Annotated in this window: 21 protein-coding genes; 9 read left to right on the top strand and 12 right to left on the bottom strand. The window is 61.6% G+C overall.

Translation table 11 applies throughout. The annotated features are described in order from the left end of the window. Window positions 1–93: 93 nt before the first annotated feature. Window positions 94–1971 (bottom strand): flavin monoamine oxidase family protein, encoded by a 1878-nt coding sequence (locus QRN38_RS14030; protein WP_057418344.1) that lies wholly within the window; start codon window positions 1969–1971, stop codon window positions 94–96. Between the two features lie 210 nt (window positions 1972–2181). On the opposite strand from QRN38_RS14030, the gene QRN38_RS14035 reads away from it, so the two are divergent. Together QRN38_RS14035 and QRN38_RS14040 are read left to right on the top strand one after the other, a co-directional pair. Beyond that, complete coding sequence (locus tag QRN38_RS14035; RefSeq protein WP_011105299.1) at window positions 2182–3588, top strand: adenosylmethionine--8-amino-7-oxononanoate transaminase; 1407 nt, start codon at window positions 2182–2184, stop codon at window positions 3586–3588. A gap of 127 nt (window positions 3589–3715) precedes the next feature. Beyond that, a complete protein-coding gene (locus tag QRN38_RS14040) occupies window positions 3716–4435 on the top strand; it encodes a 16S rRNA (uracil(1498)-N(3))-methyltransferase (RefSeq protein ID WP_007247347.1) in 720 nt (239 codons plus the stop codon). Between the two features lie 121 nt (window positions 4436–4556). Here the strand turns inward: QRN38_RS14040 and trhA are convergent, their stop codons facing one another. After that, window positions 4557–5171 (bottom strand): PAQR family membrane homeostasis protein TrhA, encoded by a 615-nt coding sequence (trhA, locus tag QRN38_RS14045; protein WP_005765411.1) that lies wholly within the window; start codon window positions 5169–5171, stop codon window positions 4557–4559. A 122-nt stretch (window positions 5172–5293) separates the two neighbouring features. Between trhA and QRN38_RS14050 the strand changes: the two genes are divergently transcribed. Then, window positions 5294–6220 (top strand): LysR family transcriptional regulator, encoded by a 927-nt coding sequence (locus QRN38_RS14050; RefSeq protein ID WP_007245633.1) that lies wholly within the window; start codon window positions 5294–5296, stop codon window positions 6218–6220. 10 nt (window positions 6221–6230) lie between these two features. Here QRN38_RS14050 and madM read toward each other — a convergent pair whose 3' ends face one another. The 9 genes from madM to mdcA form a co-directional block, all read right to left on the bottom strand. After that, window positions 6231–6995, bottom strand: coding sequence for a malonate transporter subunit MadM (gene madM, locus QRN38_RS14055; protein WP_005765415.1), 765 nt, complete (start codon window positions 6993–6995; stop codon window positions 6231–6233). A gap of 1 nt (window position 6996) precedes the next feature. Continuing rightward, entirely contained in the window at window positions 6997–7422 is a 426-nt protein-coding gene (gene madL, locus QRN38_RS14060; protein ID WP_005765417.1) for a malonate transporter subunit MadL, read from the bottom strand. A gap of 69 nt (window positions 7423–7491) precedes the next feature. After that, window positions 7492–8427, bottom strand: coding sequence for a malonate decarboxylase subunit epsilon (mdcH, locus tag QRN38_RS14065; RefSeq protein WP_057418343.1), 936 nt, complete (start codon window positions 8425–8427; stop codon window positions 7492–7494). Next, on the bottom strand, window positions 8424–9062 hold the full coding sequence (locus tag QRN38_RS14070) for a malonate decarboxylase holo-ACP synthase (protein ID WP_057418342.1): 639 nt from the start codon (window positions 9060–9062) through the stop codon (window positions 8424–8426). The genes mdcH and QRN38_RS14070 overlap by 4 nt, the downstream gene beginning before the upstream one ends. After that, window positions 9056–9856: a biotin-independent malonate decarboxylase subunit gamma gene (gene mdcE / locus QRN38_RS14075; RefSeq protein ID WP_005765423.1), complete on the bottom strand. Its 801-nt coding sequence runs from the start codon at window positions 9854–9856 to the stop codon at window positions 9056–9058. The genes QRN38_RS14070 and mdcE overlap by 7 nt, the downstream gene beginning before the upstream one ends. Next, window positions 9853–10704 (bottom strand): biotin-independent malonate decarboxylase subunit beta, encoded by an 852-nt coding sequence (locus tag QRN38_RS14080; RefSeq protein WP_057418341.1) that lies wholly within the window; start codon window positions 10702–10704, stop codon window positions 9853–9855. The genes mdcE and QRN38_RS14080 overlap by 4 nt, the downstream gene beginning before the upstream one ends. Further along, complete coding sequence (locus QRN38_RS14085; RefSeq protein ID WP_003378783.1) at window positions 10697–10996, bottom strand: malonate decarboxylase subunit delta; 300 nt, start codon at window positions 10994–10996, stop codon at window positions 10697–10699. The genes QRN38_RS14080 and QRN38_RS14085 overlap by 8 nt, the downstream gene beginning before the upstream one ends. A gap of 1 nt (window position 10997) precedes the next feature. Beyond that, the gene (locus QRN38_RS14090; protein ID WP_011105305.1) at window positions 10998–11873 is read right to left on the bottom strand and encodes a triphosphoribosyl-dephospho-CoA synthase; all 876 of its coding nucleotides are present in this window, start codon (window positions 11871–11873) and stop codon (window positions 10998–11000) included. Continuing rightward, window positions 11873–13549 carry a malonate decarboxylase subunit alpha gene (mdcA, locus tag QRN38_RS14095; RefSeq protein ID WP_054090214.1) on the bottom strand — a complete coding sequence of 559 codons (1677 nt, stop codon included), beginning with the start codon at window positions 13547–13549 and terminating at the stop codon, window positions 11873–11875. Before mdcA ends, QRN38_RS14090 begins: the two co-directional genes overlap by 1 nt. Before the next feature lie 252 nt (window positions 13550–13801). Between mdcA and QRN38_RS14100 the strand changes: the two genes are divergently transcribed. Next, complete coding sequence (locus tag QRN38_RS14100) at window positions 13802–14194, top strand: PAAR domain-containing protein (protein ID WP_005765431.1); 393 nt, start codon at window positions 13802–13804, stop codon at window positions 14192–14194. Between the two features lie 73 nt (window positions 14195–14267). On the opposite strand, the gene QRN38_RS14105 is transcribed toward QRN38_RS14100, so the two are convergent. Next, on the bottom strand, window positions 14268–15047 hold the full coding sequence (locus QRN38_RS14105) for a ParA family protein (protein WP_005621136.1): 780 nt from the start codon (window positions 15045–15047) through the stop codon (window positions 14268–14270). A gap of 305 nt (window positions 15048–15352) precedes the next feature. Between QRN38_RS14105 and QRN38_RS14110 the strand changes: the two genes are divergently transcribed. From QRN38_RS14110 to QRN38_RS14130, 5 genes are read left to right on the top strand one after another with little or no spacing between them, the layout of a single operon-like run. After that, the gene (locus QRN38_RS14110; RefSeq protein WP_057418340.1) at window positions 15353–16072 is read left to right on the top strand and encodes a beta-ketoacyl synthase chain length factor; all 720 of its coding nucleotides are present in this window, start codon (window positions 15353–15355) and stop codon (window positions 16070–16072) included. Further along, on the top strand, window positions 16048–16860 hold the full coding sequence (locus QRN38_RS14115; protein WP_005765436.1) for a lysophospholipid acyltransferase family protein: 813 nt from the start codon (window positions 16048–16050) through the stop codon (window positions 16858–16860). Before QRN38_RS14110 ends, QRN38_RS14115 begins: the two co-directional genes overlap by 25 nt. Further along, the gene (locus tag QRN38_RS14120) at window positions 16835–17095 is read left to right on the top strand and encodes a phosphopantetheine-binding protein (RefSeq protein WP_002551687.1); all 261 of its coding nucleotides are present in this window, start codon (window positions 16835–16837) and stop codon (window positions 17093–17095) included. Before QRN38_RS14115 ends, QRN38_RS14120 begins: the two co-directional genes overlap by 26 nt. 9 nt (window positions 17096–17104) lie before the next feature. Then, window positions 17105–17359, top strand: coding sequence for an acyl carrier protein (locus tag QRN38_RS14125; protein WP_005765439.1), 255 nt, complete (start codon window positions 17105–17107; stop codon window positions 17357–17359). Further along, on the top strand, window positions 17356–17901 hold the full coding sequence (locus QRN38_RS14130; protein ID WP_057418339.1) for a COG4648 family protein: 546 nt from the start codon (window positions 17356–17358) through the stop codon (window positions 17899–17901). Before QRN38_RS14125 ends, QRN38_RS14130 begins: the two co-directional genes overlap by 4 nt. The last annotated feature ends 4 nt before the right edge of the window (window positions 17902–17905 follow it).

Below are 17905 nucleotides of genomic sequence, written 5' to 3' on the forward strand. Positions count from 1 at the left end.
GTGGTCGGTCCTCATACCCAGAACGAATTCAGCAGGCACAAAAAAAAGGGACGCGGTATCAACCGCGTCCCTTTTCAGTCAGCTCGCGCTCGGTCAGTTACTGACGTCTGCGGGGGCTTTTTCAGCGGGCGCCTTGGCCGGAGCCGGTTTGGCCTGAGCTTTTTTTGCCGCCTCTTTTTTCGCGGCTTCTTTCTTTGCCGCTTCCTTCCTGGCAGCTTCTTTCTTCGCGGCTTCCGAGGGCTGCGGTTTTTTCGCCGCGTCAGCCTTGGCTGCAGGCTTTTTCGCAGATTCTGCTTTTACCGGCGGTTTGGCTGGCTGAACCACCGGCGCAACCACTGGCACCGGGGCAGCAACAGGCGCGGGGGCCTGAGCAGGTTCCGGGGCCTTCTCTACCGGAGCAGGGGCTGGAGCTGGCTCTTGAGCACCACCAAACAGACGCGAGAAGAAGCCTGGCTTGCTGGCCTGCGGCGTGGTCGGCTCAGCCGGTTTGTCGGCAGAACCGCCACCAAACAGGTTGCTGAAGAAATTGCCTTCGGATTTCTGCGAAGCCGGTGCCGGCGCTTTCGGCGGAGCAACCTTGACGGGCTCAAACGATTTGCCAGCCGCCAGATCCTGCACCTGGCTGGCCGCACGCTGACCGCTGCGCAAGGCGCCTTCCAGCGTGCCAGGGTACAGGGTGTCGGTGTGCTCGCCAGCAAAGGCTACTCGCAGAATCGGCCTTTCCCACAAGCGCCAGTACTTGCTGATCTGGCCAGGGCCGAACGCCAGATAGGAGCCACCCGTGGACGGGTCAACGCTGTAACGGCGGATTTCGTAGCCGGTGTAGGCCCCGCGCGCCTCGGGATAGAACGCGTGCAGGCGGATCAGCACCTGATCGACGATCTGCTTGTCACCAAAGGCCTGCATGATGCGTGCGTTGTCGCCGGACAGGTTGATCACCACATTGGCACCACCCTTGAGGGCCGGTTCTACCCACAGCATGCCCAGGCCGGTGTTACTGAACACTTCACCGGACATGCGCGCCTTGCTGTCCCAGACCGGGGTCTTGAACTTGAGCATGATCTGGTCGCGCCAGCCGTAGTTGGTGCTCTTGATCGCGCCCATGTGCTGCGCATCCAGCGCGGGCGTCATCTGGATCTTGCCCAACGAACGCAGCGGCACGGCCATGACCACGTAATCAGCGCTGTAACTGGTTGCGCCAGCCTGAACGGTGACTTTGTCCTTGTCTTGAACAACGGCCGTCACCGGCGAGTTGGTCTTGACGGTCTTTAGCTGTTTGACGAACGCCTGAGTCAACACCGCGCTGCCACCGGGCAGGCGCGAGGCGCGTAAATCACGCTCGTCAACCGAACGGTAAACCCGCGATTGCTGGGCGAAATACAGCAGCGACAAGCGCGAAGGCTCGTCGTAGCGTGTACGAATCTGCTGATTGATCAACTGACGCGCCGTGGTCGACAGGCTCAGACGGTCAAGCCAGTTGGCGACGTTGATCTGGTCCAGGGCGAACAATGTGCTATTGGCCGCCGGGTTTTGCGGGTCATCAACGGAGCGCGCCAGGTTGTCCAGCGTCTCGTTGTAGCGCTTGATGGCTTCGGCGGTCGCAGGCTGTTTGAGCGCCAGATCAGCTTGGGTGAAGTAAACGCCGTCGATCAGGTAGCTGGGCGTGCGCACAAATTCAGGCGCGGGCACGGTCGCCAGCTTGAAACTGTCCAGGTAGCGGTTCAGCACCGGCTGGGCCTTGGTGTTGCCGACCCACTCGCTGGTGGCCAGGCCGGAGCGACCACCCAGCGCAGGTTTGGCCTCCAGCAGCGTGACCTGCCAGCCCTTGGTTTGCAGCTCATAGGCAGCGGTCAGGCCCGCCAGGCCACCGCCGACGACGATCGCCGTGCGTTGTTTTTCGTCGGCGAGCGTAGAAACGCTGACCAGCCCTGCAACTATCAGCGCACACGCGCGCAGCCACCCAGAAAGCATTCGGCGAACTCCGAAAAAACGTAGGAAAGATTGGGCAAGTCAGCCAGAAGGATCGACTCGCTGCGCAGGATACGCGAGCCATCAAATAGCCGCCAGCAATGTCCATCAGCCGTTAAAACGGCATCAGAGGTTGTCCCGCAGCCGGGCATTGCATAGGCTTGCGCGATTGTTCGTCCTCGCATCAAGCGAGTCGCTACCCGGAGATTGCAAATGGGCCTCAATGACCAGTGGATGCAGCGTGACCTCAAGGTACTGTGGCACCCCTGCACCCAGATGAAAGACCACGAAAATCTGCCGTTGATACCCATCAAGCGTGGCGAAGGCGTGTGGCTTGAAGACTTCGAAGGCAAGCGTTATCTGGACGCTGTCAGCTCCTGGTGGGTCAACGTATTCGGCCATGCCAACCCGCGCATCAACCAGCGCATCAAGGACCAGGTCGACCAGCTGGAGCACGTGATTCTCGCCGGTTTCAGCCATCAGCCGGTGATCGAGCTGTCCGAGCGGCTAGTCAAGCTCACACCGGAAGGTCTGACGCGTTGCTTCTATGCCGACAACGGTTCTTCGTGCATCGAAGTCGCGTTGAAGATGAGCTTTCACTATTGGCTCAATCGCGGCCAGCCGGCCAAGAAGCGTTTCGTCACCCTGACCAACAGTTACCACGGCGAAACCATGGCGGCGATGTCGGTCGGTGACGTGCCGCTGTTTACTGAAACCTACAAGGCGCTGCTGCTCGACACCATCAAGGTGCCAAGCCCCGACTGCTATCACCGCCCCGATGGCATGGGCTGGGAAGAGCATTCGCGCAACATGTTTGCGGCCATGGAGCAGACCCTGGCCGAGCATCACGCCAGCGTCGCAGCCGTGATCGTCGAGCCGCTGATTCAGGGCGCGGGCGGCATGCGCATGTATCACCCGATCTACCTCAAGCTGCTGCGCGAAGCCTGTGACCGCTACGGCGTGCACCTGATCCACGATGAGATCGCCGTGGGCTTCGGCCGTACCGGGACCATGTTTGCCTGCGAACAGGCGGGCATCCGTCCGGATTTTCTGTGCCTGTCCAAGGCGCTGACCGGTGGCTACCTGCCGCTGGCGGCCTGCGTGACCACAGACGACGTGTACGACGCGTTCTACGACGACTACCCCACGCTGCGCGCCTTCCTGCATTCGCACAGTTACACCGGCAACCCGCTGGCCTGTGCTGCGGCGCTGGCGACGCTGGATATTTTCGAGCAGGACAACGTCATCGAGAACAACAAGGCGCTGGCGCAGCGCATGGCAACGGCGACGGCGCACCTGGTGGATCACCCGCATGTGGCGGAAGTACGCCAGACCGGCATGGCCATCGCTATCGAGATGGTTCAGGACAAGGCCACCAAGACTGCCTACCCGTGGCAGGAACGCCGGGGCATGAAGGTCTTTCAGCATGCGCTGGAGCGTGGCGCATTGCTGCGGCCGCTAGGCAGCGTGGTGTATTTCCTGCCGCCGTATGTGATTACGCCGGAGCAGATCGACTTTCTCGCAGAAGTGGCCACTGAAGGTATTGATATCGCGACGCGCAGCAGCATCAGTGTGGCGGTGCGCGAGAATTTTCATCCGGATTTCAGGGATCCGGGCTAGGGCTGGAATTTGCGGCGTCGCGACTGACTTCTTCGCGGACAAGTCCGCTCCCACGAGCGGACCGGGCGACGCTTCGCTTGTCCGCGACAGCGTCATCACAGAACAAACACCGGAACCGAGACACACCATGAGACTGTCCCGCTTTTTCACTGAAACGCCGCTGAGCCTGGGCGAGCACGAACTGCCTGAAGCCCAGGCGCATTACATCAGCCGTGTGCTGCGCATGACCGAGGGCGATGCCCTGCAACTGTTCGATGGCTCAGGCCAGGAGTTTCGCGGCACGCTGCTGGAGGTCGGCAAGAAACGCGTGCGTGTGCAACTGACTGAACGCTTTGCCGGGCAGGTTGAATCAGGTTTGCGCATTCATCTGGGTCAGGGCTTGTCGCGTGGCGAGCGCATGGACTGGGCGATTCAGAAGGCGACCGAGCTGGGCGTCAGCGAGATCACGCCAATTGTCAGCGAGCGTTGCGAAGTGCGCCTCAAGGACGAGCGCGCCGAGAAGCGCCAGGCGCACTGGCAGCAGATCGCAATCAGCGCGTGCGAGCAATGCGGTCGCTCGGTGGTGCCGGTCATTCACCCACCGATGCCGCTGGCCGACTGGATCAAGCTCACCGAGGCCGACCTGAAACTGGTGCTGCACCCGGTGGCCGAACCGCTGACCAGCCATGCCAAACCCGCCAGCCTGGCCTTTCTGATCGGCCCGGAAGGTGGCTTGAATGACGCAGAAGTCGATCAGGCACAAAACGCTGGCTTCCACGCCGCCCGCCTCGGCCCGAGAGTCCTGCGTACCGAAACCGCCCCGGTGGTTGCGCTCAGCGTGGCGCAGCAGTTGTGGGGCGATTTCTGATCATTTGATGCGTCCTCAAACGCGCTGCACGCTCAGAGTCAGACACCGGCGGGGAGGGAGCGAGCTCGCTCCCACAAGGATTTGCATCTACCCAGCCATTGAGGCCTGAACCTGGCCACTTTCACAGCACATAAAAACAAATCGCCACGAAGTGCATCAAGCTGCCGCCAATCACGAACAGGTGCCAGATGCCGTGAAAGTGGCGGATCTGGTCGTAGGCGAAGAACAGGATGCCGACGGTGTACAGCACGCCGCCGCCTGCCAGCCAGATGAAGCCCGCCAGGCCGAGCGCAGCGATCAACGGTTTCACGGCCACCAGCACGATCCAGCCCATCACCGCGTAGATCACGATGGACATGATGCGCGCTTCGGAACGGGGTTTTATCTCCTGCAAAATGCCGATCAGCGCCAGCCCCCAGACGATACCGAACAACGTCCAGCCCCACGCACCGCGCAGTGTCACGAGGCAGAACGGCGTGTAACTGCCAGCGATCATCAGGTAGATCGAAAAGTGATCGACCTTCTGCATGATCGATTTCGAGCGGCCTTTGACGCTGTGGTACACCGTCGAGACGCTGTACAGCGTCACCAGACACGCGCCATAAATGGCCATGCTGACCACTTTCCAGACGTCGCCCTGCAGGCTGGCTATCACCAATAACCAGATCGCACCGACGGTGGCGAGCACTGCGCCCACCAAATGAGACCAGGCGTTGAATTTTTCTCCGTAATACATCCGCTTATTGCCCTCGTCTAGAGAAAACCCTGATTGCAGAGGCTCCGGCTTATTGAAACAAAGAGCAACGTATCTGTCATTACAGGGCACAATCAGTTCACACCAACAACAAGCGCCACGACATGCAGATCGATGACGAACTCACGCTCAAGAAACTCGAAATCTTCCTGGCCTTCATGCGCACCGGCAATCTGGCCCGTGCGGCAGAAGAGTTGCAGACCAGCAACGTCAGCGTGCACCGCGCCATTCATTCACTGGAAAGCGCCCTGCGCTGCCCGCTGTTCAAGCACGAAGGGCGCAATCTGACGCCGCTGGAAAGCGCTTATGTGCTGGAAGAGCGTGCGCAGAAACTGGTGCAGGATGTGCTCACAACGGTTGAATTGACCCGTCAGGCGGCGGGCTTTTCGGCGGCGCGATTCCGGCTCGGAGCCTTGTATTCGCTGACGGTCAAGACGGTGCCGCAGTTGATCATGGGCCTGAAGATCCGCCGCAGCGAGCTGAACATCGACTTGATTCTGGGCTCGAACATCGACCTGCTCTACAAGCTCAAGAACATGGAAGTCGATGCCATGCTGGTGTCGCTGGACGAGAGCACCAATGACCCGGATTGCGAGCATCTGGCGCTGTTTTCCGACGATATCTTCCTCGCCGTGCCCACCGACTCGCCCTTTGCCGAGCACCACGAAGTGGACTTGAGCGACCTGCGCGAGGCGACGTTTATCACCCTCACCCAAGGCTTTGCGACCCATCGCGACGGCGTACGGGTTTTTCAGCAGGCAGGGTTCGAACCCAAGGTGGCGATGCAGGTGAATGACATCTTCACTCTGCTGAGCATGGTCAGCTCCGGCGTCGGCTATGCGCTGCTGCCGGGGCGCATAGCAGCGGTCTATGAAAACCGCGTGCGCCTGATTCCGCTGCAAAGCCGCTACCGGATGCAGCAACACATTGGCGTGGTCTTTCTCAAATCCAAAGAGCGCGATCCCAACCTGCTGGCGCTGCTGGCCGAGTGCCGGATGTACGCGAATCGCCTGCTGGAACAGGCGACCTGACGGGCATGGACTAACCGACGATAGCGCGCACGATGAAATACAACACCGAAGGGCCAAGCAAGCAGCCCAGCCCGGTGTGGAACGTTGCAGTCAGCGCGCCATAAGGCACCAGACGCCGATCCGTAGCCGCCAGCCCGGCAGTCACGCCGCTGACGGTGCCGGCCAGACCGCCGAAGACCATCGCCGAGCGCGGGTTGTCCAGCCCCATCCAGCGCGCAGCCATGGGAGTGCCGACCATCACCAGAATCGCCTTGATCAGGCCGGTGGCAATCGACAGCGCCATGACGTCAGAGGTCGCGCCCAAGGCAGCACCCGTCACCGGGCCAACAATATAGGTCACCGCGCCTGCGCCGATGGTGGTCATGCTGATTGCATCGCGATAGCCAAACAGCCAGGCAATGCTCGCACCCACGATAAACGGCAGAATCGTGCCCAACAGCAAGGCGATCACACCGATCAGCCCGGCCTTGCGGGCTTCGGTGGCCTGCACTTCAAAGGCCGTCGCCACGATGGCGAAATCACGCAGCATCGCCCCGCCCATCAGGCCGATGCCGGAGAACAGGGTGATATCGGCCAGCCCCTTCTGGCCACCGGTCAAGGTGCCGCCGACCCAGGCCAGGATCAGCCCGATGACAATCGCGATGGCCGAGCCGTGCACGCGGCCAAACGTCAGCCGTTTTGACAGCACCACCGACACCCACATAATGATGCCGACGAAGGCGAAGGCGGTGATCAGGCCGTTGTGTTCCAGTCCTTTTTCGATGAGATCCCACATGTCAGCGACCTCCAGCCGGAGTGATTTCAGGGATCACCGGGCTCAGCAGCGGCTCTTCCCTGGGCAATGGCTCGCCCCGGTTGGTACGGCTGATCACGGCGATGGTGCAGGCACACAACACCACCGAACCGACAGCGGCCAGAACGGCAACAGGCCCGCCCTTCAGCGCGGTGACGACATTCTGTTGCGCAGCCATCGCGACCACCACCGGGATATACAGCGCCCCCCAGAAACCGACGCCCATTTCACAGTCTTTGCTCATGCCGCCGTTTTTCTCCATCCACAGGCGTGCGCAGATCAACAGAATCATGGCGATCCCGACCCCGCCTACGTTGGATTTGACACCCAGCAGAACGCCGAGCATGTCACCGAGAATCACGCCCGCAAGCGTGCAGATGGCCAGTAGTGCAACACCGTAGATAATCATTGTTGTTATTCCTCTGTTTGCATTGCTGAAGTTGTTGTTTTTGTCCTTCATAGCAGCTGCACGGCGGCTCTATGGGCTGCGGCGACCCTCCTCACGCGACAACGCGACAAGACTGTCCAGCCGCGCAGCCTGAAAAGCCAGCGCCGTTCCTTGCTGGAAGACCTTGCGCGCCAGGCCGGTCAACACGGCACCGGGTGGTAGCTCGATGTGCAGGCGCACACCGCGCTCGTAGGCGGTTTCCACGGCGCTGCGCCAGTCGATGACCCGGCACATGTTGAACGCCAGGTCGTCACGCAGCTTTTCGGCGTTCAGCACTGGGCGCGCCGTGCTGCCGCTGAGGTAGCGCACCTTCGGCGCTTTCAGCTCGATGCTGGAAAAAGCCTCGGCCAGTTGCTGCGCTGGCGCTTGCAGCAAGGCGCAATGCGATGGCACGCTGACTGCGAGGCGCTTGATGGCGGCAGCGCCAGCCGCTTTGGCCAGTAGCCCGACCTGCCGCATGGCCTCGTTGCTGCCCGAGATCACCATCTGGTTATCGGCGTTGATATTGGCGAGAAACACCGGCGAACCCGGGCTGTGTACCCGGCCGATCAGCGCCTCGACCTGGGTCTGATCCAGACCGATGACAGCGGTCATGCCATAACCTTCGGGCCAGGCGTCCTGCATCAGTTCGCCGCGCAGCGCGACCAGCCGCACGGCATCGTCGAAGGCCAGCGCGTCACAGATGACAGCTGCCGGATAGGCACCGATGGACAGCCCTGCGACGTAATCCGGCACACAGCCGCGCGCCTGCAACAGCCGGGCGCAGGCGACTCCGGCGATCAGCAGACACAGCTGAACGGCGCGGGTCGCTTGCAGCGCCTGAGGAGTGTCCAGCGCCAGTACGTCCTCACCCAACGCATCCGCAGCGTCTTGCAGGCAATCGCGAACCACAGGGTCATCCGGCAACTGATGCAGCATGCCCGCCTGCTGCGCGCCCTGACCTGGAAACACCCACAGGCTGCTCATGCGCACACCTCGGCCAGATGCCACGGGTCACTCACCAGTCGCGCGCCGCTGGCGGTCTTGAGCAGTACCCTTCCCGATGGCCGCGCCCATTCGCGCAGCGCCACGGCGCCTTGATCAAGCTGTAACTGGACATCCACCCGGCAGACCGATGCTGCCAGCGCTTCAACCAGCTCGGCGGCACAGCGGCGACTGAACGGCGCAGGCGTGCGCAGAATCAGGTCCAGATCGCTGTCCTGATTCAGCGCGGCAATGCCGCTGGCCAATTCGAATCCGGCACTGCCGCCGACACCCCAGACCCGCTCCAGCGCATCCATCACCGGGCGGACCTGGCGCAAGGCACGCAGCGCTGGCCAGTCCTGAATATGCTCGCTCGGGCAATCGATCAGTTGCTCGGGAGTCACCCGGCGATAGACATCCGTCAGCCACATGCTCGCGGCATAGCGCTGCTCACGCCCACGGCCGCGCAACCCCACGGCCACCTGACCGGCTGGCATGGCCTGGCGGCGCACTACCACCGGCTGCCCGGCCAGCAGCGTATCGAACACCCATTGGGGCGCATCGTCCGGCAAGGCAGACAGCGGCATGCCCCACAACAAATCATGGGGCAGCACTGCGAAAGCGCTGTCGATCACCACTGCGCCCGCAACAACTGGCGCACGTGCGCCGAGGCTTTACGGTTGCTGGCACCCAGACGACTGCTCAGGTCGACACCGCTGGCCTGCACGTCCTTGATCGCGCTGCTCAGCACCTGGCGGACCTGGGTCAGGTCGTCCACAGCGGGCTGTTCGATCTGGCTGACCGACAGGGTTTCCCACAGCAGGCCGAGGCTGGCGTAGCTGTCGATGTCGTAAGCCATGGGCGCAATGCTGGCGGCGAGCTTTTCCAGGTCATCGACACTGCGCTGGGTAACGCGGGCGGCCGAGGCCTTGCCCATCGCGTGCACCATCACGCCAGGGTCGCGCAACGCAATCAACCGATTGGCTTGATAGCCGTGAGCCAGGAATGCGCCGGACATCGCCTTGCCAACCAACAGGCCAATCACCGGATGCCCGGCCAACCGCGCCCGCGCGTAACTGTCTACCGCGCCGGCCAGCGCCTGATGGATGCCGAGCGCTTCCTCGCGACGGCCATACGCCTGGCTCGGCACATCGACAATCGCAATCAGCGCACGTTTTTCGGCGCGCTCGCGATCCTGTTCGATGGCATCGTCCACCGCCTTGGCAAGACCCCAGCCTTCCAACAAGCCGACTTCACCCTGACGCGCCCGAGGAAAGCGGTTGTTGGTGTCGGCAATCACCGCCACAAAGCGCACCGGCTGCTCACCCAGCAAGCCATCGGCCACTTTGAGCGAAGCAGGTAGACCGGTCACTTCGCTCGCGTCTGCGCTCAGCGCGTTGAACCAGTTCAAACCCCGTTGTGAATGGCTCATGGCCGGGCTCCTTGATAGAGAGTGCGTACGCTCTGCGGATCGATTTGTGGCTCGATGTCGAGACTGGCCAGGCGTTGCAGGAACAGCGCGTACTGACCGCTGCGATGCGTTGCCGGCACGCCCTGCTTGAGCCAGCCGCTGACCTGTTGGCGGATGTCGGCCACATCGTCGGCAGCAAAGCCGTCTACCAGATCGCTGGCAAAACGCTGTTCGCCACCGGTCAGGCTCCAGATAAAGGGCCGGTCGCGTGAGTCGTACTCTTCAATGCCCGCTTCCTGCTCGATCACCTGCGGTCCGTTCAGGCCGAGCCGGGCTTCCTGAGTCACCAATAAATAGCTGCACAAACCGGCGGCAATGGACATCCCGCCAAAACAGCCGACACTGCCCGCCACCACACCGATCACCGGCTGGTACTGACGCAGATCGACCATCGCAGCATGAATCTCGGCAATCGCCGCCAGGCCCAGATTGGCTTCCTGCAAACGCACGCCACCTGTCTCCAGCAGCACGATGGCGGCAGTAGGGATGCCGTTGCGGTTGTCTTCAGCGGCCAGTTCCAGCGCACCGGCCATTTTCGCGCCGCCCACTTCGCCCATGCTGCCGCCCTGAAAAGAGCCTTCGATGGCGGCGATCACTACCGGCAGGCCATCAACGGTGCCCTTGGCAACCACCACGCCGTCATCGGCCTGCGGCACGACACCTTGCATGGCCAGCCAGGGCGACATGACGCGATCAAACGGGCCGAGCAATTCCCGAAAGCTGCCGGCATCCAGCAAGGCGCGGGCGCGCTGGCGGGCATCGAGTTCGATAAAGCTGTGCTGGCTCAGCAAACGTGCGTTATCAGTCATGACCGATCTCCTCGAAACCCTGCTCCAGACGCAGGCGCACCACGCCAGGCGTTGCGCCGAAGTCATGAATGTCGATGCTCAGCGCGGGCGGGGTCTGGCCATCGAACATGCGCTCGAAAAGATGTTTCCAGCGCAGCGAGGCACCGTTGACCGAGGTCACCACCTGAATCGACAATTTGCCTGGCTGACCAGGCTCCAGCAGTACTTCCAGATCACCGGAACCGACCACGCCCACCAGCGCACGGCCTTTGGGCGGCTGTCCGGCGGGGAATTCAAAAGACAGGGTTTCCATTTCAGGCACTCCTCGAAACAGGGCCGAGCGCAGGCTCCAGGCCGTCGATAAACAGGCAGGCGGCGAGCAGATCAGCCGCTCCGCCAGGCGAGGCGTTGAGGGCCAGCAGTTGCTGATCCAGTTGGTTCAGCGCGCGACGACCGGCCAGGCTGGCACTGCCGCCAGCGTCCAGCACGCGCTGTGCGCCGTTCTGCATGGTCTGCAGGCCTTCAAGACCGGCGCGATGCAGCACGCAGGTGTCGGCCAGGGTGGTCATGATTGCCAATAGCGCATCCAGCCGGGCGTTCTGCTCGCCGCTGCCGGCTGCGCGGCTGCGTTGCAATTGCGGCAAGGCACACCGGATAACGGCAGGAAAGCCGTGCTGGGCCTGCTCGCGGGCGCCCATGACACCATAACGACGCACCACTTCACTGCCATGGCTGTTTTGCGCAAGCACCTGCCGATCCTTGATCAACGCCAGACTGGCAGCGCGCTGGCAGACTGCGTCAGGCCCACAGTCTTGCGGGTCGAGCGCTGCGGCGGTCACCAGCAGGCCCAGCGCCCAGATCGCACCGCGGTGGGTATTCACGCCTGATGTGGTGCGCAGCATCGTGGCTTCACCTTCACGACCGAGACGCCCCAGCGCCTCCCGCAATGGCTCGCCCACTGCCTGGAATTGCGCGGCGGCGTCGGCCATCAACTTGAAGGTCGGCCACAGCGACAGCGCCGAAGAATGCATCAGCCCCAGGTGCAAATCGGTGTGCGCACCATTGCTGCAGCGGTCCACAAGCGCGGGCTTGGGCGACAGATCGGCTTCGTCGATCAACGCATCGACGGCCAGATCGGCCAGTCGTTCGGCCAGCGAAGCGGGTTGCGGTGTCCGTTGAAGTGCGCTCATCACCAGCTCCTGAATTTGGCAGGCGGGTTGTAGAGGCCGCCGGACCACTGAACCAGGTCGGCAATGCTCTTGGCGGCCAGCAGTTCGCGGCTGGCGTCGGTACGCCGGATACCGAGGTCTTCGGGCAGCGCAATCAGCCCCTCACGGCGCATGCGCGCGGTGTCTTTCGGGTTATGGCGCAAGCCGATCACGGTCACGCCCGCCACGGCGGCGATCATCGCCTGACGCTCTTCCAGGCTGCGCGCCTTGTAGAGATAGGCGATGCCTTCTTCGGTCAGCAAATGGGTGACGTCGTCGCCGTAGATCATGATGGGTGCCAGCGGCATGCCGCTTTTCTTCGCCACTTCGACCGCATCAAGGGTTTCGACGAAGGTCGGTTTGCCGCCCTCCTGAAACGTCTCGACCATCTGCACCACGAGTTTTTTGCCGCGCTCCAGATAGGCAGCCGGGCCGTCTTCGGTCTGTTGGCGCATGTCCAGCCAGGCCGGGGTCGCATGGCGGCGGCCACGCGGGTCATGACCCATGTTCGGCGCGCCACCGAAACCTGCCAGGCGCCCACGGGTGACGGTCGAGGAATGCCCCTCGCCATCGACCTGCAGGGTCGCGCCGATGAACAGGTCAACGGCGTACTGGCCAGCCAGTTGGCAGAGTTGCCGGTTGGAACGCAGCGAGCCGTCGCGCCCGGTGAAGAACACGTCCGGGCGGGCGGCGATGTAGTTTTCCATGCCCAGTTCGGTGCCGAAACAATGCACGCTCTCGACCCAGCCGCTTTCAATGGCCGGGATCAGGGTCGGGTGCGGGTTGAGCGTCCAGTTGCGGCAGATTTTGCCTTTGAGCCCCAGCGACTCGCCGTAGGTCGGCAGGATCAGTTCGATGGCGGCCGTGTTGAAACCGATGCCGTGGTTCAGCGACTGAACGTTGTGTTTTTCGTAGATGCCGCGAATCGCCATCATCGCCATCAGCACGTGGACCGGCTTGATGTGGCGCGGGTCGCGGGTGAACAGCGGCTCGATGTAGAACGGCTTGTCGGCCACGACCACGAAGTCGACCCACGAGGCAGGAATGTCCACCCTGGGCAGCTCGCTGACGTCATCCACCAGTTGATTGACCTGAACGATAACGATGCCATCGCTGAAGGCGGCCGGTTCGATCAACGCGGGGGTGTCTTCGGTGCTCGGGCCGGTGTAGATGTTGCCGGCCCGGTCGGCCATGAAGCCTGCGGCCAGCACCACGTTGGGAATCAGGTCCACCACCAGCCGCGAATACAGTTCGATGTAGGTGTGTATCGCACCGATTTCCAGCAAACCGTCTTCCAGCAACTGGCTGATGCGCAGGCTTTGCGTGCCGGCAAACGAGAAGTCCAGTTTGCGTGCGATGCCTTGCTCGAAAAGGTCCAGGTGCTCGGCGCGGCCCACGCTGGGCATGATCATGTGCAGGTCATGCACCTTGCCCGGATCGACCTTGGCCAGCGCGCGGGACAGAAAATCCGCCTGTTTCTGGTTATTGCCCTCAAGCACCACCCGATCACCGGAAACCAGCAAGGCCTCAAGCGCCGCGACGATTTTATCGGTCGGCAACACCACGCCATCGGCAAGCGCCCGTACTTGCTCCAGACGCCGCTGTTTCTCGGTGCGACGACGTGTCCAGCGTGCGTCGGGGGAAGTTGTTGTTGTCATGATCGCTCCACGATTTTGCTGTCGAGGGCCACCTTAGGAGCGATAGCGGCAGGCATCAATCAAGCAGCGAGACGGATCATTACGGCTGGAGTAACGATGGGGAATGTGATCATTTTTTGCCGGACTGCGTAACATTTGCGAAACGCCCTGCTGATGTTTGCGTAGGACCGGTCTTTAACAGGGCTTTTGCACAATCGGGCAGCCGATTCTCGCCTAGCCTTCAGGCTTCCAGAACCCACAGGAAGCACTGCCATGTCGTTCATAGTCAGGGAAGGCGATCCAACCACCACCGGCGGGTTTGTGCTGAGCGGGTCTTCAAGCGAAGTCATCGACCAGCGCCGCGTTGCCCGCATGGGTGATCCGGTGTGGTGCCCGATGTGCACGAGCATCGGTTTCATTGCTCAGGGCAACCCGACGTATGTCGACGATCTGGTGGCGGTTGCCACGCAGGGACATGCAGTGGAGTGCGGCTGCAAACCCGGCAGCAACCGCCTGAGCGCCTCGCAGGAACACGTCCACGCCGACATGGACGCTGCTGTCACCATCTCCACCGAACTTGCCTTGGCGGCGCGGCTGCATGCCGAGCATCTGGCCTGCTCACTCAGAGACGGCAGCTACACGCCCGAGGTGCTCCGGCCGCGATGATTTCTGGCCAGTGCTCCGCGTCCAGCTCATCTAATCTCAACTATCGTGCGACGCTAAGCGCGGTACATACCCATCACGGATGGGCATTGGTCTCCAGCAAGTGGTGCAGGTCAACGAACTGCTGTGTCAGCTTGTGCCGTGGGTCGAGGTGGATCAGGGGCAGGTTGGCCTGATGCGACTCGCGCATTTTCACCGATGCGTTGAGGTAGACCGGCAGTACCGGCAGGCCCTCGGCGATCAGTTCGTCGAGCATCTGCTGCGGCAGGCTGGCCCTGGGCTGGAACTGGTTGACGATGATGCCTTCAACCTGAAGATCCTCGTTGTGATCTTCTTTCAGCTCTTCGATCTCGCGCATCAGCCCATACAGCGCCTGCCGGGAGAAGCTGTCGCAGTCAAACGGGATCAGGACGCGATCTGAAGCAATCAACGCCGAAACCGCATAGAAATTCAATGCTGGCGGCGTATCCAGGTAAATCCGCTCGTAATCTTCGCTCAGCTCGTCCAGCAATTTGCGCAGTTTGTTGATCTTGTGCTTGGCCTCAAGCTTGGGCTGCAGATCAGCCAGCTCGGCGGTGGCGGTCACCACGTGCAGGTTGTCGAAAGGTGTTTCATAGATATCGACGTGGTTTTTCTTGGCAAACGGTGCCGCCGACAGCGTGTTCTTGAAGAACTCGGCGATGCCCATCGGAATGTCGTCGCCCGTGAGGCCCGTGAGGTACTGAGTCGAGTTGGCCTGGGCATCGAGGTCGATCAACAGCGTCCGATAGCCTTCGTGAGCGCTGACTGCAGCCAGATTGCAGGCGATGCTCGATTTGCCGACACCGCCCTTCTGATTGAATACCACGCGACGCATGCTTTGGATTCCTTGAAAGATGAAGAAACAGCAGGAGTGGCCGATAAAGACCTCAGGATCGGTCGAGTCTAGGCACTGCAGATGACAACCGTGAGGTTACAGCAAAGCACCTCTGCCTGTTTGTCATCAAAAATGCGACTTGAACCTTAAAATACACGTCTGTAAACGGTTTTTATGTAACAAATTTGCTAGTAACGAGCCCCATCGGGATAATGCGCGCACTCAGTCAATTACCGCACCCAGGCTGATATCGACCTGATATCGATGTAGTGAGAAACATGCCCGCAGGGGCGGGAAGAGAAGTCTTGATCACCTTCAATATTGCACGATGGCAAGCCTGGGCACCGGGCCTGGCGAGCGCGGACGACTGGCGACAATGGAGCCTGACCCCGACGCTGCTGGAAACCAGTGACGAAGCGCCGGACGTGTCTTTTCTTCCCGCCATGCAACGCCGACGGCTTGGTCGCATGGCGCGCATGGCGTTTGCGGTGGGCTGGCCATTGACCGAAGGCTACGGGCGCGTGCCGCTGGTGTTCGTCTCGCGCCACGGCGAAACCCCGAGAACATTCGAAATTCTGCGTGACCTGGCCGCAGAAGAACCGCTTTCACCCACGCAATTCAGTTTGTCGGTACATAACGCAGTGATTGGTCTGTGGTCGATCATGCGTGGCGAAACCAGTGAAATGACGGCGTTGGCAGCCGCAGGCGATGGCCTGGAATATGGAGCATTCGAGGCAGCGGCGCTGCTGGCTGAAGGAGCCGAAGCCGTGCTGCTGGTGGTGACAGAAGAGCAACCACCGCAAGCCTATGCCCAATGGATTGATGACGTGCCGTTCCCTTACGCCGTCGGCTTACTGCTGACGCCCGGCAATGAATGGCAATTGTCTCTGAACACCGATACGCAAGGCACAGAGCGGACTCAGTGGCCCCATGCGCTGAACCTGCTGCAAGCCTTGCACACTGATCAATCCGCCTGCCTGCACCCCTGGAATAACCGGTTATGGAACTGGCAACGCAACCACTGAAGAAAGGCCGTGACGCTTATTACTGGCGGCTGCTGGCAACCGGCATCAGCTTTGCCCTGTTCGGGATGAGCGGCCTGTGCCTGCGACTGTTCGTTTTTCCGGTACTCGATTGCCTGCCCGGCAGCGCCGCCAGTCATCAATGCCGCGCCCGGCGCACCATCAGCCGACTGTTCTGGCGCTTCATCCGCATAATGGCGCGCATGGGCGTGCTGACCTACGAGGTTCGGGGCGCAGAAAAGCTGGGACGTCCCGGCCAGATGATCATCGCCAATCACCCGTCGCTGATCGATGTGGTGTTCCTGATCGGGCTGGTGCGTGACGCCAACTGCGTGGTCAAGCGCAGCCTCTGGGAAAACCCGTTTACCCGCGGCCCGGTGCGCTCGACCGGCTACATAAGCAACGACGGCAGCATGGATATGCTCGACGCCGCCGTGGAGCGCCTGCAAAGCGGCCAGACATTGATCATCTTCCCCGAGGGCACGCGCACCCAGCCCGGCCAGCCGCCGGTCTTTCACCGTGGCGCGGCGGCCATTGCGCTGCGGGGCGCGAGCATGATCACGCCGGTGACCATCAAGGTCCATCCGACAACCCTGACCAAGGCCGAACCCTGGTATCGCATTCCCCAGCGCCGTGTGCACTTCAGTTTGTGCGTCGGCGCCGATATAGACCCCAATGCCTTCAGTGCGCTCGGGCCACCGCCCGTAGCGTCCCGCAAGCTCAACGATTACCTGCATGACTATTTCACCAAGGAGCTCGCCTCAGATGAGCGATCTGCACCAGGACATTAAATTGCTGATCATCGATGCCCTGGGCCTCGAAGACATCACCCCCGAAGACATCGGCAACGACATGACCCTGTTCGGCGAAGGACTGGGCCTGGATTCGGTTGATGCACTGGAACTGGGCCTGGCCATCCAGAAACGCTACGGCATCAAGATAGACGCCGATGCAAAGGACACCCGTAACCATTTCGCCAGCGTCGACAGCCTTGCGGCCTTCGTCAGCGCCAGACAACCGGCCTGAGAATTGAACATGCAAACCCGTGAAGACATCTTCGAAATCCTCCGCGCCGCGATGGTGGAACTGTTCGAACTGGAGCCTGAAAGGGTCACGCTGGACGCCAACCTGTATCAGGACCTGGAAATCGACAGCATCGATGCCGTGGACCTGATCGACCACATCAAACGCAAGACCGGCAAAAAGATTGCTGCAGAAGAATTCAAGTCGGTCAGAACCGTCGACGACGTGGTCGAGGCCGTCTACCGCCTGGTCAACGCAGCCGAATGAAGCGGCTGATTGGCCTGATTCTGGTACTGGCCGGTGTGCTGTATCCGTTTGCCGTCTACTGGGGCACCGAGCACTTCGCCCCGTGGCAGTTCGCGCTGCTGCTTGGCAGCCTGTGGGCGGCGCGTGCGCTGACCGGCGAACGCAAACCCGGCAGCCTGGCGATGGCGAGTGTGGCCCTGGCCTTTTGCGTGGTGCTCGGTGTGCTCGACAGCCATTTGATGCTGCGCTGGTACCCGGTGCTGGTCAGCACGTTCATGCTCGGTCTGTTTGGCTCGAGCCTGATCTACGGTCCGCCGATCGTGGAAAGAATGGCGCGCATCACCCGCCCGCAACTGCCCGAATCCGGCATCTGCTACACCCGCAAAGTCACACAGATCTGGTGCCTGTTCTTTCTGGCCAATGGCCTGACTGCAGCGATGCTTACGCTGTGGGCACCGTTGTCGTGGTGGGCGCTGTACACCGGCCTGATTTCCTATGGATTGATGGGGCTGCTGTTCGCTGCTGAATGGATAGCTCGCCCACCCGCTACGGACGGCAAGTGAAATG

Origin of the sequence: Pseudomonas sp. CFBP2511, assembly GCF_030209255.1 — a bacterium.
In the GTDB taxonomy this organism is placed as follows: Bacteria; Pseudomonadota; Gammaproteobacteria; order Pseudomonadales; family Pseudomonadaceae; genus Aquipseudomonas; species Aquipseudomonas avellanae.